The sequence below is a fragment of the Terriglobus sp. YAF25 genome (assembly GCF_052113305.1).
Classification (GTDB): Bacteria; Acidobacteriota; Terriglobia; order Terriglobales; family Acidobacteriaceae; genus Terriglobus.
The window spans coordinates 1-3,432 of the sequence record NZ_JBFRCY010000512.1 but is presented as its reverse complement, the minus strand read 5'-3'; the positions used below and the strand labels follow the sequence as shown (position 1 = coordinate 3,432).

Below are 3,432 nucleotides of genomic sequence, written 5' to 3'. Positions count from 1 at the left end.
ATATAGAGCAATGAGTGGACAACCATGATCGCGGTAATTCCGTGTGGTCGCTGCATGGCTTTGGGAAGTCAGTTTATCGCGATCAGGAGATTTATCATCTGAATTTCTAGAATCCGGGTGCCCCCACCCAACGGGAAAGAACTATCTTTCAGACTGATACACTCGCCACGTGACCGGTCACTCACACCAATCCGGATTCAGGACTGTCGTTCTTGCCATACTGGCAATCACGCTTCTGCTTCTGCTGGTGCTGCCTCACGCGTCGAACCTCACACCCTGTCTCATCCTGCTGGCCGTCTTTGTCTTCGGAATCCCCGAACAGAAGCAAGCCCGGCTGCCTGTCGTTTCACACCACAGGCAACGTCTCTCTCCGGTACACCGCACACGCTTCCAGCGTCCGCCTCCGTCGGTCTAGAGCAAATCTCCCGCCGCGACCTTAACGGCTCGCGGCGACGTGTTCCTTTGCTGACTCACCAGAGGCGATTTCATGGACTTCGATCTGTTGCTGCTGCGAGGCCTGGATGGCTTCGCGACCTTCTTTCTTTGTGTCTTCTTCTATCAACGCTTCCGCTGGAGACGGAACAAACGCCTGGGTAAATCAAACTGGGGCTTCTATCCCTCCGCTGCCGCACTCGGCAACGCTCTGCAGGAGCTGCAGACCATGGCCCAACCGCAGGTGCAGTATGTGCTGGAAGAGAAGACAGAGGATACCGCCGAGGACAATGACGAAGCCGGCCCCGATGATCCAACGGCACATCTGCAAAAGCAAGCCAAACAGATTCGCAGAGGAGAACGGCGTGGCCGGATTACCGTGCGGCTTCGAGAAAGACCATGAACAATGTGGTCACTTTGTGTAGTTTCGTATTGCTTAAGGGCACGGCTTCAGCCGTGCCGAATCAGATGCAACAGGAAGTGCGGCTTCAGCCGCTGAGGTACCAGACCGTACTTCTTCAACCTGGGAGAGGCGCCCAGCGTGTCGCGACAAAAACATTCCATTCCCCGAGCTTCCTTTTCTCGAACGCATTCTCCTGCTTTCCGCGTAAACTTGAAATACGCCTTCCTGCTCGCTTCCTTTGATTGAAGCTCTGTCATTCGACGAGCCCGCTTCTCGAGTACGTTAACGGCTTGTCCCGACTGGAGTCTTATATGCGATCCGAACAGGTGTATCTGGCACTAACCCGCATTCCGAATCGTTTTCGTCTTTGCCAGGCAACTGCCCGCGTAACCCGCGTGATCCACATGCCGCAAACGCGCACAGAAGATACGGTGAACAGCGTTCTGCTCGACATCAGCAAAGGGATGCACAACAACGTCTTCGCCCCAGTCGAGATCAAGCCCGCCCCGGCGCTGGACATCATCACGTTCTAAAAGATGAGAGGCACAACACCGGGTGCCCCAGGTCCCTGGTTCCCCAACGAACTTGTTCGTTGGGGTGGTTTCCCTCGGAGACCTGGGTATTCGTACTACGCGCGAACCATTTTTGCTTGTCATCCTGAGCATCGCGAAGGACCCGCTTTTAACTCTTCGGATGGACAAAAGATCTGCCCGACTCACACACTGGGTGCCCCATCCATCGCAACGCGATGGGTGGGATATTCTGCCGAATACATCAAATTACCTGGAAATTTATCGAGCTAGCGCTCGACTTTCCCACTCATCGCTTTGTCACCCCAGTGAACGAAGTTCACCGGGGACCCCGATACGCGATGAATGGGGCACCCAGTGTATGGGTGACCGGAACCCCCTCAATTCCCCGACGGAGCCTCAACGTGGTCGATGACCACCACGTCATACATTCCCTTCTTCGCCGCAAGCTGCAATCCAAGCTCGCCTTTGAGCGCGGGGTTCAGGACGGACATGACACTCGGGCGCTCCTCCTGCGTCGTAGGACCGGTATTCACATAACGGCGGAAGTCGACCGCGATGTCATACCGTCCGCTAAGTCCAGTCTGATCCGCCACCGGACCATCGAGAGGACTGGCGAGATACGTCGCCAGATCCTTCATGGTGAAGTTGCGGGCGGTAAATCCGATCTCGGAGTTCTGGTGGGCCGGCTCACCCTCGCCGGCCGCGGCATGGATCGCCGCCGAGTCCTTCACCCCACCCGGTGCGATCGAGAGAAGATATCCCCGCATCTCGCGCTGCTCGTGGTGCAGGGTGAGATGAAACCGCTCCGCCAGCAGCCCCTGCAACATACGCCGCAGCTCCGCATCCCCAAGATCCCGCCCGGCAGTGGCCAGAATGTCATACCGCTCTCCGGAGAGATTCGTGCCACCCACAATCTGCGCAGTGGAGATGCCGTAGGCGTAGTGAATGCATGACTTCAGCGTGACATCATGCAGCCGAAGCGTCCCATGCGCAGCCGAGATGGAGCCATCCCGCTCGTTAGGAACAGACTCTTTGGTGGGATGAATGCTGGCCGCCTCGAAGCCATCCTGCGCATACGCGGCGAACGAGCAGAGAAGGAGGGATGAAAGAAGAGACAGGCGCGCCATGCGAGATGATACGCCAAAGAGATGTCGCAAGTTCCTGAGGCAGCTCCGGATATTTCAGTGAACTTTCGTGTAGTTGCCTGAGACCATCGTACTCAAGATCGTGATTGATCCTGCTTCCTTCAAGACAGGTATCCACGACGAGATGATTTCAGAATACTCTTCGGGCGTTACGTTTTCAGAGTGGAACCTATTGTTCCCCCCAAATGGCATGACTACAACAACTCTCTGACGCTTCTGTGATGCATCTCGAATCGACTCAAGCACGGAAGGCTGCGATGACCCCGGATCCCATTTGAACCGACCGGAGTTATCCCGTTGTCCAGTAAATGATTGCGTCGCATACAACTCTTCTTTTCCTTCGCTCGTGACAAAACTAACGACTAACTCAACTTCAGAAAAATTCAAAGATTTTCCTGGACGATTGATCCAGTCACAATCGATCGTTGTGCTTTGCGTCTTATCCAGCGGTTGCAAATATCCCATAACCGGAACAACGAGATAAACCATCTGATGGTCGTTCTGGGCAAACGGCATTCCTTCGTCTTTGTCTGAAGTTTTTAGATAGGATATGGCACACGCATAATGAATTTTGGATATCGCGAGGGGGCCGCGATTGGTTAATCTAAACTGCTGCTGAAATGCTTCTACCTGTTCCCCATCCGTTGAATTACTCGTTTCGAGCATTATGTCTTGCCCATGCGTCGAGGCAAGGTGACCAAGATTCAGTGATTGCAACTTTCCCTTTAGAGCTATGTAGGAATCAGCTCGATTACTACAGGGTTTAACGATGTGCGCATGATCGGCTGGGACCGCAACAGCATCATCACAGCCACGGGTCGCGCTGTTGTAGTCAACAATCTTTAAACCGTGTTCCTTTTGTGTTTCATATGCACAATATCTTCTAACATTAGACATTCCCGAGTGCATCCATTTACTA

5 protein-coding genes are annotated in these 3,432 nt (G+C 54.0%); 3 read left to right on the top strand and 2 right to left on the bottom strand.

What is annotated here, in order from left to right; all coding sequences use genetic code 11:
- Window positions 1-169 precede the first annotated feature (169 nt).
- From AB4043_RS19075 to AB4043_RS19065, 3 genes are all read left to right on the top strand, one after another.
- A complete protein-coding gene (locus AB4043_RS19075; protein WP_442303370.1) occupies window positions 170-415 on the top strand; it encodes a hypothetical protein in 246 nt (81 codons plus the stop codon).
- A 72-nt stretch (window positions 416-487) separates the two neighbouring features.
- Window positions 488-835, top strand: coding sequence for a hypothetical protein (locus AB4043_RS19070; protein ID WP_442303369.1), 348 nt, complete (start codon window positions 488-490; stop codon window positions 833-835).
- A gap of 311 nt (window positions 836-1,146) precedes the next feature.
- A complete protein-coding gene (locus AB4043_RS19065; protein ID WP_442303368.1) occupies window positions 1,147-1,368 on the top strand; it encodes a hypothetical protein in 222 nt (73 codons plus the stop codon).
- Between the two features lie 377 nt (window positions 1,369-1,745).
- Here AB4043_RS19065 and AB4043_RS19060 read toward each other — a convergent pair whose 3' ends face one another.
- Entirely contained in the window at window positions 1,746-2,495 is a 750-nt protein-coding gene (locus AB4043_RS19060) for a TIGR03435 family protein (protein WP_442303367.1), read from the bottom strand.
- Between the two features lie 54 nt (window positions 2,496-2,549).
- The coding region (locus AB4043_RS19055; RefSeq protein WP_442307786.1) for a hypothetical protein at window positions 2,550-3,432 on the bottom strand (883 nt) is incomplete at its 5' end.